This is a genomic window from Collinsella sp. AF18-8LB (assembly GCF_003459795.1).
Taxonomy (GTDB): Bacteria; Actinomycetota; Coriobacteriia; order Coriobacteriales; family Coriobacteriaceae; genus Collinsella.
In genome coordinates this window covers 365-22,957 of sequence record NZ_QRWU01000009.1, presented here as the reverse complement: position 1 = coordinate 22,957, position 22,593 = coordinate 365, and the positions used below count along the sequence as shown (strand labels likewise).

19 protein-coding genes and 1 pseudogene are annotated in these 22,593 nt (G+C 56.8%); 15 read left to right on the top strand and 5 right to left on the bottom strand.

Features of this window, described 5'->3' with window-relative positions; translation table 11 throughout:
* The first annotated feature begins 116 nt into the window (after window positions 1–116).
* The 3 genes from DWX25_RS08095 (at window position 117) to DWX25_RS08085 (ending at window position 3,925) form a co-directional block, all read left to right on the top strand.
* A complete protein-coding gene (locus DWX25_RS08095; RefSeq protein ID WP_117763852.1) occupies window positions 117–1,442 on the top strand; it encodes a 6-phospho-alpha-glucosidase in 1,326 nt (441 codons plus the stop codon).
* A gap of 24 nt (window positions 1,443–1,466) precedes the next feature.
* Window positions 1,467–3,047, top strand: a complete 1,581-nt coding sequence (locus tag DWX25_RS08090) for a PTS transporter subunit EIIC (RefSeq protein ID WP_117799134.1) — start codon at window positions 1,467–1,469, stop codon at window positions 3,045–3,047.
* Window positions 3,048–3,124: 77 nt separating this feature from the next.
* Window positions 3,125–3,925 carry a MurR/RpiR family transcriptional regulator gene (locus tag DWX25_RS08085; protein WP_117743849.1) on the top strand — a complete coding sequence of 267 codons (801 nt, stop codon included), beginning with the start codon at window positions 3,125–3,127 and terminating at the stop codon, window positions 3,923–3,925.
* Between the two features lie 191 nt (window positions 3,926–4,116).
* On the opposite strand, the gene DWX25_RS08080 is transcribed toward DWX25_RS08085, so the two are convergent.
* Window positions 4,117–5,679: a PTS transporter subunit EIIC gene (locus DWX25_RS08080; RefSeq protein ID WP_117734901.1), complete on the bottom strand. Its 1,563-nt coding sequence runs from the start codon at window positions 5,677–5,679 to the stop codon at window positions 4,117–4,119.
* 82 nt (window positions 5,680–5,761) lie between these two features.
* The gene (locus tag DWX25_RS08075) at window positions 5,762–7,087 is read right to left on the bottom strand and encodes a 6-phospho-alpha-glucosidase (RefSeq protein ID WP_089573127.1); all 1,326 of its coding nucleotides are present in this window, start codon (window positions 7,085–7,087) and stop codon (window positions 5,762–5,764) included.
* Between the two features lie 298 nt (window positions 7,088–7,385).
* On the opposite strand from DWX25_RS08075, the gene DWX25_RS08070 reads away from it, so the two are divergent.
* The 9 genes from DWX25_RS08070 (at window position 7,386) to DWX25_RS08030 (ending at window position 16,192) form a co-directional block, all read left to right on the top strand.
* Complete coding sequence (locus DWX25_RS08070) at window positions 7,386–8,135, top strand: MurR/RpiR family transcriptional regulator (protein WP_158557586.1); 750 nt, start codon at window positions 7,386–7,388, stop codon at window positions 8,133–8,135.
* Between the two features lie 825 nt (window positions 8,136–8,960).
* The gene (locus tag DWX25_RS08065) at window positions 8,961–10,499 is read left to right on the top strand and encodes an ATP-binding cassette domain-containing protein (protein WP_117743464.1); all 1,539 of its coding nucleotides are present in this window, start codon (window positions 8,961–8,963) and stop codon (window positions 10,497–10,499) included.
* 361 nt (window positions 10,500–10,860) lie between these two features.
* Window positions 10,861–11,184 carry a hypothetical protein gene (locus DWX25_RS08060; protein ID WP_117734898.1) on the top strand — a complete coding sequence of 108 codons (324 nt, stop codon included), beginning with the start codon at window positions 10,861–10,863 and terminating at the stop codon, window positions 11,182–11,184.
* A 154-nt stretch (window positions 11,185–11,338) separates the two neighbouring features.
* Complete coding sequence (locus DWX25_RS08055) at window positions 11,339–11,554, top strand: hypothetical protein (protein ID WP_117743463.1); 216 nt, start codon at window positions 11,339–11,341, stop codon at window positions 11,552–11,554.
* Window positions 11,555–12,946 (top strand): hypothetical protein, encoded by a 1,392-nt coding sequence (locus DWX25_RS08050; protein ID WP_117743462.1) that lies wholly within the window; start codon window positions 11,555–11,557, stop codon window positions 12,944–12,946.
* Between the two features lie 169 nt (window positions 12,947–13,115).
* Window positions 13,116–13,637, top strand: coding sequence for a Rep family protein (locus tag DWX25_RS08045; RefSeq protein WP_117743461.1), 522 nt, complete (start codon window positions 13,116–13,118; stop codon window positions 13,635–13,637).
* Between the two features lie 63 nt (window positions 13,638–13,700).
* A complete protein-coding gene (locus DWX25_RS08040) occupies window positions 13,701–14,306 on the top strand; it encodes a hypothetical protein (protein ID WP_117734894.1) in 606 nt (201 codons plus the stop codon).
* Window positions 14,307–14,378: 72 nt separating this feature from the next.
* Complete coding sequence (locus tag DWX25_RS08035; protein ID WP_199407132.1) at window positions 14,379–15,584, top strand: site-specific integrase; 1,206 nt, start codon at window positions 14,379–14,381, stop codon at window positions 15,582–15,584.
* A 161-nt stretch (window positions 15,585–15,745) separates the two neighbouring features.
* A complete protein-coding gene (locus tag DWX25_RS08030) occupies window positions 15,746–16,192 on the top strand; it encodes a low molecular weight protein-tyrosine-phosphatase (RefSeq protein ID WP_117743459.1) in 447 nt (148 codons plus the stop codon).
* Window positions 16,193–16,362: 170 nt separating this feature from the next.
* Here DWX25_RS08030 and DWX25_RS08025 read toward each other — a convergent pair whose 3' ends face one another.
* Both DWX25_RS08025 and DWX25_RS08020 read right to left on the bottom strand, forming a co-directional pair.
* Window positions 16,363–16,692, bottom strand: coding sequence for a TIGR04076 family protein (locus DWX25_RS08025; RefSeq protein WP_117743458.1), 330 nt, complete (start codon window positions 16,690–16,692; stop codon window positions 16,363–16,365).
* Window positions 16,685–17,509 carry a PfkB family carbohydrate kinase gene (locus DWX25_RS08020; RefSeq protein WP_117743457.1) on the bottom strand — a complete coding sequence of 275 codons (825 nt, stop codon included), beginning with the start codon at window positions 17,507–17,509 and terminating at the stop codon, window positions 16,685–16,687. The genes DWX25_RS08025 and DWX25_RS08020 overlap by 8 nt, the downstream gene beginning before the upstream one ends.
* A 425-nt stretch (window positions 17,510–17,934) precedes the next feature.
* Here DWX25_RS08020 and DWX25_RS08015 point away from each other — a divergent pair, with 425 nt between their 5' ends.
* The 3 genes from DWX25_RS08015 to DWX25_RS08005 are packed head-to-tail and all read left to right on the top strand — an operon-like array spanning window position 17,935 to window position 22,169.
* A complete protein-coding gene (locus tag DWX25_RS08015; RefSeq protein ID WP_117746998.1) occupies window positions 17,935–18,441 on the top strand; it encodes a MarR family winged helix-turn-helix transcriptional regulator in 507 nt (168 codons plus the stop codon).
* Entirely contained in the window at window positions 18,434–20,257 is a 1,824-nt protein-coding gene (locus DWX25_RS08010; RefSeq protein ID WP_233505622.1) for an ABC transporter ATP-binding protein, read from the top strand. Before DWX25_RS08015 ends, DWX25_RS08010 begins: the two co-directional genes overlap by 8 nt.
* Window positions 20,250–22,169: an ABC transporter ATP-binding protein gene (locus DWX25_RS08005; protein ID WP_117799136.1), complete on the top strand. Its 1,920-nt coding sequence runs from the start codon at window positions 20,250–20,252 to the stop codon at window positions 22,167–22,169. The genes DWX25_RS08010 and DWX25_RS08005 overlap by 8 nt, the downstream gene beginning before the upstream one ends.
* A 209-nt stretch (window positions 22,170–22,378) precedes the next feature.
* On the opposite strand, the pseudogene DWX25_RS08000 reads toward DWX25_RS08005, so the two are convergent.
* Window positions 22,379–22,593: pseudogene (locus DWX25_RS08000) on the bottom strand (IS110 family transposase); the annotation flags it as partial.

The following is a 22,593-nucleotide window of genomic DNA, read 5'->3' as shown; positions in this document are numbered from 1 at the left end:
AAAACGCATCCTGTTAAGATTACCGCTATCGTTTTTCGCAATCTGAAAATCGGTAGAATCGCAGGTAAAGCTTTCGTAGTCTGAAGTGGTCAATCCACACGAAAGGGGTTTACCACATGGACAAGAAAGCAGTTGTAATCGCCGGGGCCGGCAGCACCCACACTCCCGGCATCATCCAGAGCCTATTGCAGAAGAAAAACGAATTGCCGCTGCGCAAACTCGCCCTGTACGACATCGACGAGAAGCGCATGCATCTCGTCTACGACATCATGAAGCAGTTCATCGAGCAGGAAGCTCCTGACATTGAAGTTGTCGTGACGACCGATCCCGAAAAGGCATTCACCGATGTCGACTTCGTCTTCGCACAAATCCGCCAGGGTGGCCTTCAGATGCGTCGCCAGGACGAGCGCATCCCTCTCAAGTACGGTTGTGTAGGACAGGAAACCTGCGGCGCCGGCGGTTCGATCTCCTATGGCATCAGGTCCATCCCCGGCGTCTTCGACCTCGTACGCTACGCCAAGAAATACAGTCCAGACGCCTGGATCCTCAACTATTCCAACCCCGCCGCAGTTGTCGCCGAGGCCACACGTCGCGAGTTTAACAACGACCATATCCTTAACATCTGCGATATGCCCACGGCTATCTTGCTCTCGTACTCTAAGATGCTCGGACTTCCCAGCTGGCGCGATATCGACCCCATGTATTTTGGACTCAATCACTTTGGCTGGTTTACCAAAATCTACGACAAGCAGGGACGCGATCGTCTGCCGGAGCTCCGTCAGATGATTCTCGAGCACGGCATGGCCGTGAGCGACAAGCATCACAAGGACAAGGACTGGATGCACACCTGGGGTCAATACGTCAAGATTGTGAAGGACTATCCCGAGTATCTGCCCAACAGCTACCTGCAGTACTACCTGTACTCCAAAGACATGGCAGATGACATGGACCCCAACTGGACGCGCGCCGACAACGTCATCAACGGACGCGAGAAGGAGATGTTTGCCGAGCACGACAAGTACCTGGCAGATCCCGCCAATTACAAGAGCCCCGTACAGAGCTTCACGGTCTTTGGCGACTTTATCGTCGACGCAGCCGCCTCTATCGCCTACAACAAGTGCGAACGTTATCTCGTAATCGTCGAGAATAACGGCGCCATCCCCAATCTGCCCGATGACGCCATGGTCGAGGTCCCCGCCTACCTGCGCTCTTGGGGCCCCGAACCCATCAGCCAGCCTGCTATCCCCACCTTTTACAAGGGGCTTATCGAAGAGCAGAATGCCAGCGAGAAGCTCGCCGTCGACGCATATTACGAGCATTCCTACCAGAAGGCACTCGAAGCCATCGCGATCAACAAGACCGTCCCTTCAACTACCGTCGCGCGCCAAATCCTCGACGACCTGATCGAAGCGAACGGCGATTATTGGCCGACCCTGTCCTAACTCCCCGCGCATCGAAGGAACATCATGAAAGAAAGCAAGCTCTACAGCGAGTTCCAGAGACTCGGCAAGGTGCTCATGGCGCCGGTCCTCCTCCTGCCCGTTTCCGGCATTTTGGTCGGTCTGGGCTCCGCCCTTTCCAATGCTAACCTCATCTCGCTCTGCCCGTTTTTGGGCACCGAGCCGATGGTGATCTTTAGCACACTCATCAAAGCAGCCGGCAACGTTATCAATGGTAACATCTCGGTTCTCTTTGCGATCTGCATTGCCTACGGTTACGCCAAGGCCGAGAAGGCGACCGCCGCACTCTCAGGCTTCATCGGCTACATGACCATGAACACGATCATGGGTCAGCTGCTTATCCTGCTGGGCACCATCGATCCCGCCAACCTGCAGACCGGTCAGAACGCCATCCTGGGCGTAACCACACTCGACACCGGCGTATTCGGCGGCATCATCATCGGCTTGGTAGTCGCGTGGATCCACAACCGATTCTATAAGGTGCAGCTTCCGCCGGTGCTCGGCATCTTCAACGGCACACGCTGCGTCCCCGCCCTCACCGTCGTTTTCGCGAGCCTAGTGGGCGTTGCGCTCGCCTTCGTGTTTCCGTTTGTGCAAACCGGCCTAAAGGCCGCCTCGACACTCATCGATTCCACCGGGGTGTTTGGCGCGTTCATCTATGGCTTCTCCGAGCGCATGCTTCTGCCCTTCGGCCTGCATCATTTCATCTACCTGCCGTTTTTCTTCACTTCTCTGGGCGGTAGCATCCAGGTTGACGGCCAGACCGTCGAAGGTGCTGTCAACATCTACAACGCCATGCTCAACACGCCCGGCATGATGTACGACATCGACATCTCAAAATACGTCATGAACGGCAAGGTGCTGTTCGCCGTGTGCGGCCTGCCCGCGGCGGCACTCGCCATCTACCACTGTGCCCGTCCCGAGAATAAAAAGAAGGTCGGTTCCCTCATGATCGCCGCCGTTATCCCGGCCGCCATCATGGGCATAACCGAACCGCTCGAGTACTCCTTCCTCTTTGTAGCGCCCGTACTCTATGTGGTCCACGCTCTGCTGTGCGGCATCGCGTATGTACTCACCTACCTGGTACAGTTCAATGTGCCCGGGCCTTCCGCCTTCGGCGGACCGCTCCTCTCGTGGATCTTCAACGGCATCATGAACGCCGATAAGGGCTCCAACTGGTTCTGGCTCATTCCGCTCGGCATCGCTTACTTCGGGATCTATTACGTGCTGTTCCGCACCTTTATCAAGAAATTTGACCTCAAGACCCCGGGCCGCGAGGATGATGACACGCAGGCAGCGGATGACACGTCGGCCATCGACTCCAAAGCACCTGTCCAGGTAAGCGAGCTCATCCCGCAGATCGTGGAAGCCGTGGGCGGCGCCGATAACATCTCGGGTGTCAACGCCTGCTTCACTCGCCTGAGGCTCAGCCTCAAAGACACCGCCCTGGTCAAGGACGATAGCGTCTTCACCAAAGACCTCGGCGCCAGCGCCATCGTGCACGTTGGCGGCGGTGTTCAGATCGTTTACGGCAATAAAGCTTCTGTCTACAAAGTCGAAATGAGAGAATACTTGGGCATGGAATAAATCCGTCCCATAGCTTCACCACAATGCTCCGGAGATGGCATATCCGCTCCGGGGCATTATTGTTTGGAGTGATTTGAATGTCGATGTACGAGGTCTATTCGAACCTCAGGTCTTGTATCGAAGACGTCGAGAAGGGCGGCAGCCTTGACGCCCACATCGCACTCTACGCCCTCTCCCATCACGACGAGGTCCCAGAGCTCTCAATAGAAGAACTTGCCCGCGCGTGCAATACATCGCCCGCGACCATCTCGCGCTTCTGCAGGCGCGTGAACGGCTCGAGCTTTCGATCGTTCAAAGAGCAAGTTGACGACTTCAACGCTTGGCTCCAGCGTGAGACAACCGAGGCAAGGGCGCATAAGCAAATCGATATACCCTGGTATTTCGATATCGTAGAGACCTCTTTGCTTGAAACAAAACGCCTGCTCACTGAGGATCGACTCGAGCAGGCCGTTGACTGGCTTCTCGATGCGCAAAATGTCTACGTATACGGAAGCTCATTCTCCAATCTCGCCGCCCGCTCACTCTGCGAAAAGCTGAGCCGCGTAAACCGACTGTGCTTCTCATTCGGCTCCGTCAAGGGACAGGAGACATCGCTCTGTCTGCTCCAACCCGACGATCTAACCATCTTTGTATCGTTCTCAGGAAAGACGAGCTATATCTTCAATCTTTACGTTGAGGCCAAGCGGCGAGGTTGCCGCGTTATTTGGATATCGAGCAACATGGCATTCGATAACAACGGGGCGCGTGAGCTCTTGCTACCCGTGAGCACGGAGTCACTCAGCGAGTATTCGACCGCCTTGGTTGAGGGCATGAGCCTACAAAGCGCGGTTAACGCTCTATATATCAGCTGTGCAAATCGACTTCGGGCGCAGCGCTAGCCGCAAACATGCTAGAACTGAAAAGAACGCCCTCACCGTCGCAAGGCGTCCGAATACACGATAGGCAGTGCCAAAAGAGAGCAGCGAGCACGTCATGTACTTGCCCATTCGCCCCAAAACAGCACAGGTCGGCGCCCGATTGAAGAATCGGACGCCGACCTGTATTAATCTTGATCGTGTGGTTGAGTCGTTTACTCCATACCCAGCAGCTCGCGCATCTGAGTTGCGTAGTTAGATGCCATGTTGCCGTAGACAATCTGCACGCCGCCGTTGACATGCACGATGCCACGCGCTTCGAGCTTTTCGGTAAACTCGGCGTCATCAACCACCTTGTCACAGTCATTGAGCTGGATGCGCAGACGGGTGAAACAGGCCTCGACAGACTTAATATTGTTGTCGCCGCCCACTGCCTCAACGATGGCGGGAATGAGGTCGCTGATCACGGTCTTGGGAGCCTTTTCGGCCTCGTCGTCGGACTCTTCCTCGCGGCCAGGGGTCTTAAGGTCCTTCTTAAGAATGATGAACTTGAAGACGAAGTAGTACACCACGAAGTAGATGGGGCCAAGGAACAGGATAACCTGCCAGTTGGAGCCCTTGGCTGCACCCATAATGCCGTTAAAAATCAACGACAAGAGCGGGCCACCGAAGGACGCGGAGCCAGCCACGTTGAACTGCAGGACATAGGTCAGCGCATAGGCAAGACCAGCCATGAGAGCGTGGAACACGTAGAGGATGGGCGCGATAAACAGGAAGGAATACTCGAGCGGCTCGGTAATGCCGGAGAGGATGCAAGGCACCACGATGGCGATCATGAGCGCCGCGGTCTTCTTCTTGTTCTTGGGAAGCGCCGTCTTGTAGAAGGCGAGTGCAGCGCCGGGCAGGCCGAACATGGCGAAGATAACCTTGCCGTTCATGACAAAACGGCTGACCTCGATGTTAAACGGCGTGCTGGGAGAGCCCAGGATCGCATTGTAGATATTGATAGCGCCCTGAACGGTCTGGCCGTCGATGGTCTCGACGCCACCGAGCGACGTGAAGAAGAACGGCAAATAGACAAAGTGATGCAGGCCAAAAGGCAGGAGCATGCGCTCGCCGGCGCCGTAGACAAATGCACCAAAGGCACCCGTAGTCTTGATGAACTCGGACAGCGCACCGAGAGCGTTCTGAATAAACGGGAAAACAAAGGACATGACCAATGCGAGGATGCTGCATGAGAGCAGCGTTACCGCCGGAATAAAGCGCGTACCGTTGAAGATGGAGAACACGGCGGGCAGCTCAATCTTGTAGTAACGGTTATGCAACCATGCGACGATTGCGCCCACCAGAAGACCGCCGATAACGCCAGTGTCGAGCGTGGTGATACCGAGAATCGTGCTCTGGCCCGTCGTAAGATTCGCGGGATCGATAACGCCAGTCGCCGTAAGGAACGTGCCCATCACGGAATTCATGCACATGTAGCCCAAAAAGCCACAAAGCGCCGCGGTAGCCTTCTCGGACTTGGCGAAGCCATAGGCGAGACAAATCGAGAAGATAACCGGGATGTTGTTCATAACGATGCCGGCTGCGGCCTTGAGAATCGAAAAGAAAATCGCAAAGCCCGGAGCAGCAAGCCAGGGAACAGCTGCCGTAAGGGTGGGGCTGGTAAAGGCATTGCCAAAGCCCTGGAGGATGCCGGCAATTGGCAGAATCAGCACGGGCGTCATGAGGACTTTGCCCAGGCGCTGGAACTTTGCCAGCAGCTCATCTTTGTTCATGGGATACCCCTCTTAAAGAAACGGGGCGCGCGGCTCTACAATCCACACGCCCCATAACAGTTATCAAGCGATATGGAACTAGTTACTTAAGCTCCGGCCAATAATCCTTGTTCGCCTCGATGAGCTTGTCGAGCACCTTACGAGCCTTCTTAGCATCACCGACCAGACGATTAAGCGTGAGTGCCTGCAAAGCCTTCTCGTAGGAACCCTCCATCCAAGCCTCAACAGTCAGGCGCTCATAGGCGTACTGGTTCTCCATAAGGCCGCGATAGAAGGTACCGATTTTGCCAACAGCATAGGGCTGCGGGCCATTGGCGCCCACGCTTGCCGCGACCTCGACCATGGCGTCATCGGGCATCCCCTCGATAATGCCGTTGTTGGGCACGATGACAATGAAGGTCTTGTTGGTGTTGCGATAAATGGCCGAGGTGATTTCCACGATCATATCGCCATGAGCGTCGTTTTGCACAACCGAGGAGTTCTTTGCGGTGCCGACTTTGGCAACACGCTCGCACTCGGCGAACACGCGCTTCTCACGGCCGTTGATAACCTCATCGGAGCGAGTGTAGTCGGGGTCGAGGTGAGCGACCTTGTACTCGGGATACAGATAGTACTGCAGATAAGTGTTGGGCAGATAGTCGGGGAAGTCCTCGAGCATGTCCTTGACCATGGCGTAGGTATCAAGCCAGGACTGGTCACGCTGCTCGGCATCGGCAGGAAGGAAGCCGTTCTTCTCCGTGTACTCCTTAATCTGCGGGACGAGGTCATGACCCTCTTCATCGTAGATGTGCTTGAACCAACCGAAGTGATTGAGGCCAAAGTACACGGGCTCCGTCTTGCTCATATCGCGACCGAGCAGGCGACCGTAAGAGCGCATGAGGTTGACAGGCTGGTCGCAGATGTTGAGGACGCGATGCTCATCGGGCAGAACGCGCTCGAGACCATATGCCACAATAGCAGCCGGGTTGGTGTAGTTGATAATCCACGCCTCCGGGCTATGAGCGCGAACGTCGTTGACGATCTCAACCATGTCATGCATGGAGCGCATACCGTAAGCCATGCCGCCGGGGCCCACCGTTTCCTGGCCGATGATTCCCATATGCAGCGGAATCTTCTCATCCTTGCTGCGCATCTCGTAGCCGCCGGTACGAATCTGGCAGAGCACAAAGTCAACGTCAGTGTATGCCTCGTCCTTATCGGTGGTGTAACCAAACTCCACACCGGGCTCCTCCTCGGCGAAGAGGATCTTGCCAAACTCGCCGATCGGACGCTGGCGCTCGGCATCGATGTCATAGAGCATCACGCGGTTCAGCGGCAGAATGTCCATGTGCTTGGTCAGGGCTTTAAGAATGCCAGGGCACCACGTGGAGCCGCCGCCAACGATCACAATATTGAGCTTATCCTTCATGTTCCGTCCCTCCAGGGTTGGCTGATCGGTGTTCTCGAAGACCTTGGGCTCCGCGGTTGTCCTCGGCTTGCTTCGTTTCGATTGATATTTTGCGACTTGAGATCATTTGCAAGCCCCTGCGCAGGTCAATGCGAAACGGGGACACATGATTTCGTTCACGACACAGATATGTGTAGGCCGACACGTACGTTTGCCCAGTTCATGGGTAATAGGCAATCTTGACCGATTACCGATTTCTCACCTGGCTACACAAAGCGGTACCATATGTACGGCGAGGTGCGAGGGGCTGAAACATCTTATGAAAGATCAAGAATCTTTTTATGATCATGTGCGAGCTGGCGAGAGCAAGCTCAACGATCTCGAAAGCGAGATCATGCGCTACATCATCGAGCTGCGTGACGATATTGACGATGTCACGCTTAAGGGCGTTGCTGAACGGTTCTTTGTCGCTCCCAACACGATCGTAAGGCTTGCCCATAAGCTTGGCTTCTCGGGGTTTACGGAGCTCAAACAATCGTATTCCGCCTCGCTCGACCGCAATCGATTCACTATCGAGACACTTCCGCTCGACACCCAGCTCGTACAAACCAAAGACCTGCTTAACGACCGGGTCATCGACTCGGTCGTGAGCCTTATCCAGGACGCCTCGCATATCGTGTTCTTCTGCTCGGGCTTTTCGAAATACCCGTGCCTCGAGATGGCTGAAAAGCTCAAAATAATGGGCAAGAATACCGATACGCTCAGTGAACGCCACGTCATGAGGCACTACGCAGAACTGCTTGGCAAAAACGACCTGGTCTTCAGCGTTTCCGTAAGCGGCGAGACGCAGGTGTCTATTGACGCTACGTCGATAGCCAAAACGCGCGGATGCAAGGTCGTCACACTCACCGGCTTTTCTCGAAATTCTCTCTCGAAACTAGCCGACTACCCTATCTACACCGTGCAAAAAGAAATCCGCTTGGGCAGCATGGACCTCGACAGTCGATTAATGTTCTATTACGTTTTCGAATTGATATTTGAGCGCTATTTCAAACTGGCCAGGAAATAAAACTCTGTATGTGCCCGGCTTCGACTCTTTAGCAGCCTCCTATATGAAAGGTATCGTTCTATGCAACGCGTACTGTTTATCTGTCATGGGAACATCTGCAGATTCAGAAAAATGCCTAGCTAGTTAGGATCCCGGCGAACCATATCGCGTACCTTACGACGTTTTTACGACTTTGAGCCCCGATGCGATATTGCCGTGATGGAGAAAAGCAACTCCTTTCGCCTTTCCCCAGTAGCTGAAGAACGGAGAATCGAGCATAAGCATTCCTTTCCGGTCGTCTCAAACCTCTGCAATTTGGAGGGTAAATCGCGAAAGCTAATATCTCAAACACCAGAAAAATCAAGTCGATGACCTCGCTCAACATTCACGACGCCCCACCATCGCATGCTAGTTACAAGAAGCGGATGCACTAGTATTCTTTCAATCGACTTGCAAACCCCTTCAAGCGTCCAACGCAATGGCGTGCTTTCAGACGCAACGCCTCCTTGCGTCCGCATTATTGCTTTGTTAGACTCTACGGAAGAATTCAGCGCAGGCCCATATGCCAAGCCAGCGCCCCGGAAAGGAAAAGGATTCGTGAAGCTGTAGACGATACATATCGACGCCAATTTGCAAATTGCCATCTATCCAAGAATAAATCTGGCTGCACATTTGTCGTATCGTCTTTTCACTGATCCTCGTATATCCTAAACACTACCTTTGCGAGCATTGCCGTCGACTCATTTTCTTTCAGCTTGACTCGAGTCGACGGGCGTTCACGTTGGTCGGAACGAGCCAATCAGAGCATATGCGGCAAAACGCGGCCTCCCATGCCGAGGAGGCACAATGTCAAGAACCAATTTGAACAGCTCCACCACCCTCGTTCTTTCCCATATTACTTATGCATATCCTGGCAGCGCAATGCCCGCACTCGACAACGTGTCGGCGACATTTGCCCCCGGCTGGCACGGCATCGTCGGAGACAACGGGTGCGGGAAATCAACTTTCGTCCGCATTGCGTGCGGACTTCTGATTCCAGATCGCGGCGTCGTTTCACCGCGTCTCGTCTCCGCATATTGCGCGCAAGAAGCCGGAGTCGAACCGCCCATGCTCTTCGATTTTGCGTGCGACTTCGCCCCGGCGACCACGCACCTCAGAAGGATGCTCCGCATCACCGATGATATGCTCTGGCGTTTTTCCGAGCTCTCCGGTGGCGAGCAGAAGAAAATTCAAATAGCCGTCGCGCTTTGGCAGAATCCCGATCTTCTGGCAATGGATGAACCGACTAACCATGTGGACGCAGAATGCAGAAGGCAGATTTGCAAAGCACTCGCCGAGTACAAGGGTATTGGCCTCCTCGTCTCGCACGACCGTGCGTTGCTCGACTCCTTGGCAAAGGACTGCCTGTGCTTTGAGTCGGGGCACGTCACCATGCGCCCCGGCAACTACTCCCAAGCTCGCTCGCAGGCGAATCTGGAGCGCGAAAGCGCGGCGCGGGCCAAATCGATTGCGCGATCCGAAGAAAAGCGCATGAAGGCTGAGTATATCAGGCGCGTTGAAAACGCCTCACGGTCCGCATCCAAGAGAAGCGCCCGTCATGTCGATCCGAAGGATCACGACGCGAAAGCACGAATCAAACTCGCCATTCTCACTGGCAGAGACGGCGTTGCGGGCAAGCTCGCTTCGCGCATGGACTCCCGAATCCAGCGCGCGCAAGCCGCCGTCGACGCCCACCATGTCGAAAAGCGCTACGAAAGCACCTTGTGGATGGAAGCGCAACCCAGCCCGCGCAAAACACTGATTCACGTCAGCTCAGATCGCATACCGTGCGGCCCGAGGCAATCTTTGCGGGTTCCCGAGATTTATCTGGGAAATACCGATCATCTGGGCATAAGCGGCCCCAACGGAGCGGGGAAAACAACACTGGTCAAGCATATCCTGGAGATATTGGAAGGCCGCAAGGCCACGGGATTGGACATTCGCACGCTGTATATCCCTCAGGAAGTCGACGATTCATCCTCAATTGAATTCCTCTCGGAAATCAAGGACCTGCCCCAAGCCGAACGTGGAGCCCTGCTTTCGATCGTTGCGCAACTCAATTCGGATCCCGAACGAATATTGTCCGGCGAGAACATCAGCCCGGGGGAGCTGCGGAAGCTCATGCTCGCCCGCGGTATACTAGATGCCCCCGAAATCATCGTCATGGACGAACCCACGAATCACCTGGACCTGCACTCGGTGGAGGCACTCGAGCGAGCGCTTTCCGCCTTTCCCGGCGCGCTTGTTTTGGTGAGCCATGACGAGCAGTTCCTCTCGGCCTCATGCCCCCTCCGCTTGGATTTGGCCCCAGAAGAGGAGCACACTATTGGTCAGCCCCTCCTCTAGCGCTCAGGCATGTCTTCTGCAAGCCGCCTTCTTCTGATATCCCCTCCCCCGTTTTGCAAGCAACTCAGCGCAAATGGCCCATCCCCCTCAGCCTGAAGGCTCAGCGACACCAACGATACCGACGATTCAATATCTGGATGTCCATATTTGCCCCATCTGGGTGATTATTAAATTGTGTTTGTTCCGTGATTGAATACTTTGTCATCATTACGCCCCACTTCTTCTCATCAGAGGACGTCGAGAACGACAGGTCCTTGCGAAATAATCCCAGCTCAGAAGCTTATGGCATGATGTGCTCACCGAATGCTCGATGACGATTGACGAATCGTCGGTAATATCCAATTTTAGGAAAGAGGTGTGTATGACCCGACCGAAGATCATGCGCGGACCGTTTGAATGCGGCTCCATCTCAACAACCAGTACGGCAATGTCGTCTATAAAGGAGTCTTCGGCGAGCATGCCGACTTGTTCTGAACGAGCTGTTCGACATGCCCTGAAGGCCGAAGAGATGTTCTCTCGCGTCATGTATCGCCAGATTCTTTGTGCCCACACGAAGCTCCATGGGGCAATGTTTGGGGACGATGATCTTCATGCCGCAACAAGAAATGTCGAGGAGATCTTGCGCAACGTCCTGCGCCTCTATCTCGATGTCCACGGCGAGCCGCAACGCGGAGTCAGCAAATAATTGGATTGAGAGGAGTTCGAGTATGAGGAAATTGAATCAGTTTATGAAGTTCGATTGGGAAGCTTTTGCGAAAGGCAAGCGTTTCCTTTGTGTCGGAGGTGGTAAATGGGTTGATTAAAACACCAAAGAGCATCGCGGCACCAAGATCGACGTGGTGATCACAACCGATAACACGCAGTATCACCAAAACGAAGGCGAGGTGGTCAGCAATCGTTTCGAGAAGCTTTCCATCAAGGTTTCGAACGATATCGAGATTCCCGTCAATCAGCACGTCATTCCCACCGGCGTGGTCGCAAAGGTTTACGGTGATTATCGCAACCAGTTGTCCATCACGGCGGACGGCATTACCGTCATCCCCGCGAAGGGCTAGGTGATTGTGGTGCGTTACTCCAGTGGCGCACCGGCGATCGTGTATTCGACCCCCAGCGCAAAGCTTTGTGTGCTGGGGGTCGCTTTATTTGCGGTCGCCGCGTGCGTTTATTGCATCGGGCTATTCGTGAACACCATTCTTGCGCCCATCGCCATAGAGCCCAGTACGGTGATGGCGTTTGGCGGCAACCTTACCTCCGCAGCGGCCACTCTTAGCCTCGCTGGGACCATGTTGTTTGCGGGAGGGATCACACATTACGTCATGCTATCTGAATCAACACGGTTGCATGCACGCATTAGGAAGGGGCTCTTTGATCCACGTTACGGGAATCCTCTACACCTGCGAGAAGGCGAGCTTCTTCCCGACATCTCTTGCAAAGAGACGGCTCCTGGACAGTTCGAGCTCGCCATCTCAACCTCATCCTCAACGGCAGAAGAAATATCGAAGATGGGACCTAGCATTAGCTCCCGACTTCGCGGAAGGTTCTCCCGCTACGCCGTCGTACTTGCCGAAGCAGACGTCGCATGCAATCAAGTGACCTTCTTCCTTGAAGATGTGACGTTGCATCGAGAGATCAAGGCATCGCGTGTCGAGGATTTGTGCCCGGCGAACGCCTACGAATTCCGCGTTCAAAACGGCACGAGCATCGACCTCCGCACCTCCGGTTCCATGCTCATCGCTGGAAAGACCACGGGCGTGATCGCCCTCTTGCTCCAAGCCCTGTTGGCTGGTCCTGACGGACACGGATCGCAAGTCCTCATCATAGACCCCAAGCAGGCCGAGCCCTCCCGACTTCCTCGCGTGGTTTCACTGAATGCTGACGGGGACGCTCGCGCAATCCTGTCTGCGTTATCACGGTTCGCCGACAGCATCAAAGAGCGACAGAGCTTCCTCAACGACAGGTCGACAGAGACGGGAGACGCCGTGCACTGGTGGGATGCGGGGCTTCACGTTTCGCTTCTCTTCATGGATGAGTACGTGGCACTCCGCACGCTGTTTCCCAAGCGCGCGAGCAAGGAGGACCCCGATTACTGCCTCGCGACGTTTGATGGGCTGGTGAAGCGCATCGTAACGATGGGGGCGAGCGCGGGCTGCTACGCCATCATCTCGATCGCCGAGGCGTCTGTTGAGGAGGGGGGCTTGCCGTCGATGCTGCGCTCGGCGTGCAGCACCCGCGTCCTCTTCAAGCCGACGCTTCCCGAGGCGCGGCTCATATGGGGCGCGGAACGCCTGCTCGACCTCGGTGCACCTCGCACCTTCTCCCCGGGCGACGCTTGGTTCAGCAGTACGGACGGGGCGCACGACCGCATCGGCTTTGTGCATTTTCCGATCATGGACTTCCCCGTGTACCGCGAGCTTGGGCGGCTCCTTGACCTGTACTTCAGAGAATAACCACCGCGGGGTCCGCTTCGCGCAGCAAAAGCGGACCCCGTCGATTGTTCCATTACTTGAAATTCTGCTCATTTATGCGCCTTGGGGAGCTTGTTATCCCAAGGCGCACCCTCGGGCGCGTTCCAAAATCGTCCCGAAATAGCTCATTTACGAGAAAGGACTCGGAACCATGACCAATTCTCTGCCCATGAAGACCCGCGCGATGATGTACGAGCAGCAGCTCGATCACCTGCCCCGTCTTGTGGACGAAATGTACCGAAGAATCGAAACACTCGCCCCGAAGCGCTATGCGGGCATCGTGCACGACAGCGACACGACGGACGCGGGACGTCCGGCAGCCGCGCATCTTCACGTGATGATGGAGTTCCAGAATCCGCGCTCGCTCAATAGCATCGCGAAGCTCCTTGGAGATAAACCTGAGCGCATCGAGGCTTGGAAGGCAGGTGTGGAAAACGGTTTTTCCTACCTGTGCCACAGAACGGATGGCGCACGATCCAAGCATCAGTACGACCCCAAAATCGTGCGCTCCAATTTCGATTACCCAGCGCTACTTGCTTCTATTGAGTCGCGCGTTGCTCGAACGAGGTCCCATAGCAGCATCAAAGTCCTTCTCGATGACCTTCTCGAAGGTCGTATCGACAAGGAGTCCTTGATCTCTCAGCTCTCCGGATCCGAATATGCCCGGACATAGCGTCAGATCGAAGACGTTTATGCACGCCGCCTTCAGGTTCAGGCCCGGGAATGGCGGGGGTTGATGCTCAAGGGCGAAAGAAGGGTGGAATCAGTTTGGATCTTCGGGCCTGCTGGAACGGGGAAGTCCACCCTCGCAAAGCTCTATGCGAAGCGGAAGGGCGAACCGTTCTTCGTCTCTGGATCTACGAGAGACATCTTTCAGGGGTATGAGGGCAAGCACACGGTGATTCTTGACGAACTTCGTCCCTCATCCATCCCCTACGCCGACCTGCTTCGCATCACGGATCCCTATGCGATGGAGCATGAGGTGATGGCACCGTCCCGATATTCCGACAAAGCGATAGCCGCCGATCTCGTAATCGTCACGACGCCCTACAGCCCCTTGGAATTCTATGGAGAACAGATGCGCCGATCCGCGACTTATCGTCCGCAAAACGATGTCGACGGATTTGGTCAACTTGAGAGGCGCCTCTCCGTCGTTGCGGAGATGCAGACGAGGGAGATCTGTCTCTCTGAGTTTAGGCACGATCTCGACGGATACTGGCCGGTCGAAGGTTCCTCTCGTACAAACCCATATTCGAGTTATGCGCGAGGACTCGCCCCCTCGTCCTGCGCCAACGCTCTTTATAAAGAGCTTCTCGACACCGTTTCGCACTTGACAGCTTAACCAATCGGGCCCCGTGCGATAATCTTGAAATATCGCATCGGGGCTCTTTTCTGAACAGGAAGGAGCCTGCTAGTGACTGTGAGAAAAGACAGCAAAGGGCGAATCCTCAGACGCGGGGAAAGCCAGAGAAAAAACGGCCGTTACTGCTTCAAGTATGTGGATGCAAGAGGTAAAACGCGGAGCGTCTACTCGTGGACCTTGACAACTCATGATCTAACTCCGAAGGGGAAGAAAGCCAGTCCGTGCTTGCGCGCGTTGGAGCATGAGATCCAGCGCGATCTGCTTGATAAGGTCGCGCCGAACAATATGACAGTCTACGAACTCGCATCTCGTTACACTGAAACAAAGACTGCCGTGAAACAATCCACTCGAGCCGCCTACAAGACAATCCTCAATTTTCTTGCTACAGATGAATTCGGCTCGCGACGAATATGCGGTGTCACCTCCCTTGATGCCAAGGAATGGCTCATCAACCTGCAAAAAATCCACGGCAAGCGCTATAGCACAATCCATAGCATCCGTGGTGTTCTGAGACCGGCGTTTCAACTGGCAGAGGAGAACAGCCTGATTCGCCGAAATCCCTTCTATTTCGAGCTCGCAACGATACTGACAAACGACATGGTTACACGCAAGGCCTTGGCCACTAACCAAGAACGCAGATTTCTTGCTTTCGTGGAGGGCGATGAACACTTTCACCGCTATCGTGACGCCATCTACATCCTTCTAAATACGGGCCTGCGCATTTCTGAATTCTGCGGTCTTACCGTCGAAGACCTTGATTTCAAAAACGGAAGCATTCGGGTAAACAAGCAACTTCAGCGGACCAGCAACATGCGATACTACATCGAACGTCCCAAGACGGAGAGCGGGATCCGCTATGTTCCCATGACTCAAGCCGTGACAGAGTGTTTCAGGAGTATCCTTGCGCAACGTCTAAAGCCTTCGAGTGAGCCGGTCGTTGACGGTGTTAGCGGTTTTCTGTTTCTTGATAAAAACGAGATGCCGCGTGTTGCCCTGCACTGGGAGAAGTACTTCCACCACGCGATAGAGAAACATAATCGCATCTACAAGGATGAGCTTCCCAAAATCACACCACATGTCTGCCGACATACCTTCTGCTCGAAGATGGCACGCAGGGGAATGAACCCTGCGAAGCTAAAATGCATCATGGGCCACTCCGACATCAACGTGACTTTTAACACATACACCCATCTTGATTTCGACGACGTCAGAGAGGATATGCTGAAAATTGGATGCAAAGGACGGTCAACATTGTGACAACAAGTCGTAAACCCTCGTTCTTTACGACAATTCTTACGACGCTGGAAAGAAGAATAATCCGCTCATTTATGAATCAATTTGATATTCTGTCCTTGACGAGGGATCAAAAAGCAGTGCGATTATCTGCGAAAACTCTGATATTCGAGAGGTTTTAGCCAATGCGCAAAATCCTATTTGTCTGTCATGGGAACATCTGTCGCTCGACGATGGCTGAGTCGGTGTTTGCCGAGCTGGTGCGCCGTGCTGGGCGCGAGGCGGAGTTCGTCATTGATTCTGCCGCGACCTCGACCGAGGAGATTGGCAACCCTCCGCATCATGGCACCGTCGCCAAGCTGCGCGAGGTCGGGATTCCCGTCGTTGCGCACCGCGCGCGCCAGGTTCGTCGCGCGGAGTATGGTGACTGGGACCACATCGTCTATATGGATGCCGAGAACGCGCGCGGCCTGCGTCGCATCTTCGGCGACGATGCCGACGGCAAGATTTCGCGGCTGCTGGATTGGACCGATCGCCCCGGCGACGTCGCCGATCCCTGGTACACCGGCAACTTCGATGCCACCTACCGCGATGTGCTCGCCGGCTGCACGGCCATGCTCGAGCAACTGTAGGCGCCCGGGCGGCGCGGATGCGTGAGCCACGCCATCGGCATAAAATGAGCGTGGATAATCTCCCGCATACAAATTGAGCGTGGATAATCTCCCACTTTGAACGCAAAACGGCGCTCTAAACGGGAGATTATCCACGCTCATTATCTTGGTGGGAGAAAATCCACGCTCGATTACTCGTCGACGATCTCGGCGAGCCAGACGTTCAACGTATCGACCTCGGGGCAGCAGAACTTTGCCGTACCGGGCTCGTTGCCGGGCACGGTTCCGCCGTAGCGCAGGATGTCGATATAGGGAAAGCCCACATGGCAGGCCATGGAGCACATCTTGCCGCGATCGCGGTCGAAGTCGAAGACGTCGCCGGGCTTGTGGCCATGGTGGCAGCGGCACGTGCCCAGCTGGTCCACGCAGCTAATGCGGATACGTGGGCGCTTGCCGCGTGGCGCGCCGAGCAACTTGCCCTCGCTCGCGGGCTCGGGGCCGCTTTCGCTGGCGCTACTCATGGTCGATCACATCCAGGCAGGCCTCGATGGGCAGGCCGGCAGACTTGTCCTCCTGGTCAGCGTTGCGCTCGATAAGCTCGGCCACCACACGCATGGCATCGGCCGTTGCGTGCTGCAGGCTCCAGCCAGCCATAACGCGACCGACGAGCACCGCCGAGAACGTGTCACCGGTGCCCGGGAAATAGACCGGGATCAGGTCGAAGGGAATCGTGAAGTACTCCCCCGCCACGTGGTCGTAACCGATGACGGCGTTCGTGCCGTCGACCACAGCGCTCGTAATGACCACCGACTTGGCGCCCAGCGCGCGCATGGCGTCCACAAGGGCGTGGGCCTCGTCAGGCGTGATTTGCTCGGCAATGGGCGTGTCGGTGAGCAGGCACGCCTCGGTATAGTTGGGCACCGCATAGTCGGCGCACTCGAGCAGATGCCTCATGAGACCGATCGTGGACTCGGGCACACCGGCGTAAAGTTTGCCGTTGTCGCCCATGATGGGGTCGACGAATACCTTGGTGCCCTTTTGCGCGCGGCGGTGGCAAAAGTCTGAGATGATGCGCGTCTCTTCTTCGGTCACGATAAAGCCAGTGGAGATGGCGTCGAACTCAAAGCCGAGCTCTTCCCAGATGGCGAGACTCTGACGCACGTACTCCGTGGTGTCGTGGATGTAGAACTTGGGGTAGTTGAGCGTATCGGACACAAGCGCCGTCGGCAGGTTGTGGATGCGGTAGCCCATATGCGACAGCACCGGCAGCATGGCGGAAAGCGCGACCTTGCCGTAGCCGCACATATCGTTGATCAGCAGCAGCTGAGTGTTCTTCATGAGAGTCCCCCCTTGGGTCGGGAGCGGCGCAAAGTCGCCACAGTGCGACTAAGTGTAGCGCAGGGAACGCTGCAGACGGAAGTTTGCACCAAAGCCTTGACAAGGAGTGTCCCTAGGTGCCGTCAGAAAAGGAACGTCCCCAAGTGCCAACCAGGGCAACGCTGCAGGTTGAGGACGGACAGCGAAAACGTTCCTAAGCGAGCAAGGTGGCGTGAAAGAGGAGGGCATAGGCCTTGTGGCCATGCCCGACGATTGAACGCCAGATTGCCGCTTAGGTACGTTTGCAGCGTCGAGCGGTTACGGCGTTTGGCAAAACGCCGTAACCAAATAAGTTTGGTACCTTGACATTTCTGTATGGCACTCCTAGATTAGTTAGGCACAAAACAATCCCACTACCTAACTAAAGAAAGGAGCGATACGAATTCATGTGCGATGAACCCCTTAACCTTCGTCCGCACGAGCCCGGCGGCGACCCGTCGCAACCGGCAGACGTGCCCGAAGCAGTTAACGGCGAAGACAAGCTCGCCAAGCGCATCCTGAGCGGCCTAGGCTTTTGCGGCCACTACATGCACTTTCACGGCGGCGGCGTGTCCGGCAAGGCGCCCATCGTCTGCCTGCTTGCCAAGCAGGAAAACGGCGAGATGTCGCAGCAGGAACTCGGCATGCACTTCGACCTCAAGCCGGGGTCGCTTTCCGAAATCTTGTCCAAGCTCGAGTGCGCCGGCATCATCGAGCGCAGCCGCAATCCAAAAGATCGCCGGCAGCTCACCATTCGCCTGACCGAGATCGGCTGGGAGAAGGCCCGCATCGACCAAGCCGCCCGCATCCGCTTTAGAGAGCAGGCCTTTAGTGCCCTCAACCACGACGAGCGTGAACAGCTCGCCGAGATGCTCGAGAAAATCCGCGTAACCTGGGAGGAACTGGATGATTAAAACCCTTATGGGCAGCATCCGCGATTACATGAAGGTCACGATCGCCACGCCGCTGCTGGTGCTTGGCGAGGTAATCTGCCAGATGATGATCCCGTTTATCACCGCCGACATGATCGATGCCATCAAGGACGGCACTGCCGTTACCGAGATGCTGCCCACCGCCGGCCTTCTCGTACTCATCGCGCTGACGTCACTCGCCTTTGGCGCCGCCGCGGGCATCACCTGCAGCCATGCCAGCTGCGGCTTTGCCAAGAACCTGCGTCGCGACCTGTTCTACAAGATCCAGACGTTCAGCTTCGCCAACATCGACGAGTTCTCGAGCTCCTCGCTCGTCACGCGCCTCACCACCGACATCAACAACGTGCAGCAGGCCTTTATGATGCTCATCCGCATCGCCGTGCGCTCGCCGCTGGTGCTGGTCTTTGCCTTTACCATGGCATACGCCATGGGCGGCAGCGTCGCCATGGTCTACCTGGTCATCATTCCGCTGCTGGGCTTTGGCCTGTTCTTTATCATCTACAAGGTACGTCCGATCTTTGCCCGCGTGTTCCACAAGTACGACGCCCTCAACGAATCCGTCGAGGAAAACGTCACCGGCATGCGCGTGGTCAAGAGCTATGTGCGCGAAGACTTTGAGAAGGAGAAGTTCGCGACCGCTGCGCGCGACGTCCAGATGGACTTCACCCGCGCCGAGAAGCTCCTTGCCTTTAACAACCCCATGATGAACATCTGCGTCAACGGCGCGTTCGTCGTCATCATCTACCTGGGCTCCAAGCTCATCATCACGAGCCAGGGCACCCTGTTCGACGTGGGCCAGCTCTCCTCCATCTTTACCTACGGCTTCCAGATTCTGATGAGCCTAATGCAGCTGTCGATGATCTTTGTCATGGTAACCATGGCAGACGAGTCGGCGCACCGCATTACCGAGGTGCTGGCCGCCGAGCCCACGATCGCCAACCCGACCGAGCCCGTGCACGAGGTTGCCGACGGCTCCATCGACTTCGATCACGTGAGCTTTAAGTATTCCGAGTATGCCCGCCGCCAGGCGCTCGACGATATCGACCTGCATATTAAGAGCGGCGAGACCATCGGCATTATCGGTGGCACCGGCTCGGCCAAGTCGACGCTCGTGAACCTGATCGCCCGCCTGTACGATGTCACCGAGGGCACCGTGCGCGTCGGCGGCGTAGACGTGCGCGACTACGACCTGGACGCGCTGCGCCACCAGGTAGCCATGGTCCTGCAGAAAAACGTGCTGTTTAGCGGCACCATCGCCGAGAACCTGCGCTGGGGCGACCCGAACGCCACCGACGAGGAAGTCCGCGAGGCCGCACATCTGGCCTGCGCCGACGAGTTCGTCGACGGCTTCCCCAAGGGCTACGACACCTGGATCGAGCAGGGCGGCTCCAACGTTTCCGGTGGCCAGAAGCAGCGCCTGTGCATCGCGCGTGCCCTGCTGCGTCGCCCCAAGATCTTGATCCTGGACGACTCCACGAGCGCCGTCGACACCAAGACCGACGCCAAGATCCGCGAGGGCCTGGCGAGCTACCTGCCCAACACGACCAAGCTCATCATCGCCCAGCGCATCAGCTCCGTGCAGGACGCCGACCGCATCATCGTCATGGAGGGCGGCCGCATCAAGGACATCGGCAACCACGATGAGCTGCTCAAGACGAGCGAGATCTACCGCGAGACCTTTACCTCGCAAAATAAGATGAGTGCCGAAGGCGAGGACGCGGGCGAGACCGCCGCAGCCGACACCGAGGCATCCGCACCGCAAGCTCAGACCCAGGAAGGAGGCGAGGCACATGAGTAAGGCCGCTACCGCCGAGCGCGCGCGCAGCCGCAAGGGCGGCACCATGACGCGCCTGATCAAGATGCTCTTTGGCTTCTACCCGGTGCTTTTGCCCCTCGTCGTCGCCGGCGTTGTGCTCTGCGCCATCATCAACTCCATCGGCGCGACGTTTCTCCAGAGCGCGCTGCAGGTCATTAGCGAATCGTGGCAGTCGGGCGACTGGACGGCCGCGCAGCCCAAGATTCTGAAGCTCGTGACCACCCTCGGCTGCATCTACGCCGTGGGCGTCGCCTCCTCGCTCTTCTGGAACCGCGCCATGGCCGTCATCACGCAGGGCTCGCTCGAGAAGCTGCGCGAAAAGATGTTCAACCGCATGCAGGACCTGCCGATTCGCTACTTCGACACGCACCAGCGCGGCGACATCATGAGCCACTACACCAACGACATCGACACGCTGCGTCAGATGATCAGCCAGTCGCTACCCAACCTGCTCATGACGATCATCGTCATCGTCACCGTGTTCTTCATCATGCTGTATTACAGCGTGTGGATGTGCCTGGTCATCATTGCCGGCATCGCCTTTATGACCTTTATGACCAAGCTGCTCGGCTCCAACTCCGCGCGCTTCTTTATCGCGCAGCAAACCGAGCTCGGCGTGGTCGAGGGCCATATCGAGGAAGTCATGAACGGCCAGAAAGTCGTCAAGGCGTTCTGTCACGAGTCCGCCGCCGAGGCCGATTTTGACGAGCGCAACGAGAAGCTCTTCGAGGTCTCGCAGAAGGCCAACATGTACGCCAACATCCTCATGCCGATCCTCGGGAACCTGGGCGACTTGCTCTACGTGCTGGTCGCGCTGACCGGCGGCATCTTCCTGGCGCTGGGCGTGCCCAACCTGAGCCTCTCGGGCATGGCGCTCTCCATCGCCGTCGTGGTGCCGTTCCTCAACATGACCAAGCAGTTCTGCGGCCAGATCGGCCAGATCTCGCAGCAGATCAACGCCGTGGTCATGGGCCTTGCCGGCGCCGAGCGTATCTTTGAGCTACTCGACGAGGAGCCCGAGGCCGACGAGGGCTACGTGACGCTTGTCAACGCACAGGTGAATCCCGACACCTGGCAGCTCGAGGAGGCCGACCACCACACCGGTATGTGGGCTTGGAAGCACCCGCACCGCGCGACCGGCGAGATCGAGTACGTGCCGCTGCGTGGCGACCTGGTCATGGACAACGTGGACTTTGGCTACACGCCCGACCACGAGGTGCTGCACGGCGTGTCTGTGTACGCCAAGCCGGGCCAGAAGGTCGCGTTTGTCGGCGCCACCGGTGCCGGCAAGACGACCATCACCAACCTCATCAACCGCTTCTACGACATTGCCGACGGCAAGATCCGCTACGACGGCATCAACGTCAACAAGATTCGCAAGTCCGATCTACGTCGCTCGCTCGGCGTGGTGCTGCAGGACGTGAACCTGTTCACCGGCACCGTCATGGACAACATCCGCTACGGCAACCTGGACGCCACCGACGAGGAGTGCATCAAGGCGGCCAAGCTCGCGGGAGCGGACGACTTTATCACCCGCCTGCCCGACGGCTACGACACCATGCTCACCGGTAACGGCGCGCAGCTGTCGCAGGGCCAGCGCCAGCTGATCTCGATCGCGCGCGCCGCCGTCGCCGATCCGCCGGCGATGATTCTGGACGAGGCCACATCGAGCATCGATACCCGCACCGAGGCCATCGTGCAGGCAGGCATGGACAAGCTCATGGAGGGTCGCACGACGTTTGTCATCGCACACCGCCTGAGCACCGTGCGCAACTCCGACGCGATCATCTGCCTGGACCACGGCCGCATCATCGAGCGCGGCAACCACGACGAGCTGATCGCCAAGCGCGGGTATTACTACCAGCTGTACACGGGTGCGTTTGAGCTGGAGTAAAGCCGCTTCGCCCGCCGAATGTGACAAAGGACAGTCCCTTTGTCACACGAGCCGCCGACCCCATCGGGTCGGCGGCTTTTTTGTGCCCAAAGCAGCTCATTTGGGACGTGTCTCTATAGTTTTGTCAACCGCCTGCTTCGCGACATTTCGGCATGGCGCATCCGGGCGCCTCGCGCCCCCTCTCCCTCTTCGGTTGACCTCGCCGTCCGCTAGGCCGCGTACGGGACGGCGTCTCGCATGATCGCGTAGATGACCTTGAGCCTCTTCCTCGCGACCGCCTTCAGCGCCTTGCTGTGCCTCATCCCCCTCGCCCTGCACTCCCCGTAGTACCTCCCGAACCTGTTGTCCGTGCCGATGAGGGAGTTGCAGCTGAATATGAGCAGGTTCTTGAGCTGCCTGTTCCCGCCGCGCTGCGGCGACGTCG

Excerpts from the sequence above, each read along its gene's own strand:
- DWX25_RS08095 (WP_117763852.1), top strand. The coding sequence starts at position 117 with ATGGACAAGAAAGCAGTTGTAATCGCCGGGGCCGGCAGCACCCACACT.
- DWX25_RS08090 (WP_117799134.1), top strand. The coding sequence starts at position 1,467 with ATGAAAGAAAGCAAGCTCTACAGCGAGTTCCAGAGACTCGGCAAGGTG.
- DWX25_RS08085 (WP_117743849.1), top strand. The coding sequence starts at position 3,125 with ATGTCGATGTACGAGGTCTATTCGAACCTCAGGTCTTGTATCGAAGAC.
- DWX25_RS08080 (WP_117734901.1), bottom strand. The coding sequence starts at position 5,679 with ATGAACAAAGATGAGCTGCTGGCAAAGTTCCAGCGCCTGGGCAAAGTC.
- DWX25_RS08075 (WP_089573127.1), bottom strand. The coding sequence starts at position 7,087 with ATGAAGGATAAGCTCAATATTGTGATCGTTGGCGGCGGCTCCACGTGG.
- DWX25_RS08070 (WP_158557586.1), top strand. The coding sequence starts at position 7,386 with ATGAAAGATCAAGAATCTTTTTATGATCATGTGCGAGCTGGCGAGAGC.
- DWX25_RS08065 (WP_117743464.1), top strand. The coding sequence starts at position 8,961 with ATGTCAAGAACCAATTTGAACAGCTCCACCACCCTCGTTCTTTCCCAT.
- DWX25_RS08060 (WP_117734898.1), top strand. The coding sequence starts at position 10,861 with ATGACCCGACCGAAGATCATGCGCGGACCGTTTGAATGCGGCTCCATC.
- DWX25_RS08045 (WP_117743461.1), top strand. The coding sequence starts at position 13,116 with ATGACCAATTCTCTGCCCATGAAGACCCGCGCGATGATGTACGAGCAG.
- DWX25_RS08040 (WP_117734894.1), top strand. The coding sequence starts at position 13,701 with ATGCTCAAGGGCGAAAGAAGGGTGGAATCAGTTTGGATCTTCGGGCCT.
- DWX25_RS08030 (WP_117743459.1), top strand. The coding sequence starts at position 15,746 with ATGCGCAAAATCCTATTTGTCTGTCATGGGAACATCTGTCGCTCGACG.
- DWX25_RS08025 (WP_117743458.1), bottom strand. The coding sequence starts at position 16,692 with ATGAGTAGCGCCAGCGAAAGCGGCCCCGAGCCCGCGAGCGAGGGCAAG.
- DWX25_RS08020 (WP_117743457.1), bottom strand. The coding sequence starts at position 17,509 with ATGAAGAACACTCAGCTGCTGCTGATCAACGATATGTGCGGCTACGGC.
- DWX25_RS08015 (WP_117746998.1), top strand. The coding sequence starts at position 17,935 with ATGTGCGATGAACCCCTTAACCTTCGTCCGCACGAGCCCGGCGGCGAC.
- DWX25_RS08010 (WP_233505622.1), top strand. The coding sequence starts at position 18,434 with ATGATTAAAACCCTTATGGGCAGCATCCGCGATTACATGAAGGTCACG.
- DWX25_RS08005 (WP_117799136.1), top strand. The coding sequence starts at position 20,250 with ATGAGTAAGGCCGCTACCGCCGAGCGCGCGCGCAGCCGCAAGGGCGGC.